The sequence below is a fragment of the Chryseobacterium sp. SIMBA_028 genome, assembly GCF_046535285.1.
Taxonomy (GTDB): Bacteria; Bacteroidota; Bacteroidia; order Flavobacteriales; family Weeksellaceae; genus Chryseobacterium.
Window position 1 is genome coordinate 1 of sequence record NZ_JAWRWZ010000665.1, and the last position, 247, is coordinate 247.

1 pseudogene is annotated in these 247 nt (G+C 29.1%); it reads left to right on the plus strand.

What is annotated here, in order from left to right:
- Positions 1-247, plus strand: a pseudogene (locus tag SCA31_RS24895) (beta-N-acetylhexosaminidase); the annotation flags it as partial.

Consider the following 247-nt stretch of genomic DNA (forward strand, 5'->3'; position numbering starts at 1 on the left):
GTTTCAACTACAATTTTTTCTCAAAAAAAACTGAATTTAATTCCATATCCTCAAAAAGTTCAAATAAATGAGGGAAATTTTACTATTCCTGACATTATTATGTTAAATAGTGATTTACCGAAAGAGGAAACAGAATACTTTAAAAAGAAGGAAGGTTCAACTCAGAAATTTCAGAATTCAGGGAAATCAGAGGCTCATTTGGTATATTCTCAGTTACCAAAATCGACTAATTCTCAACAAAATGATG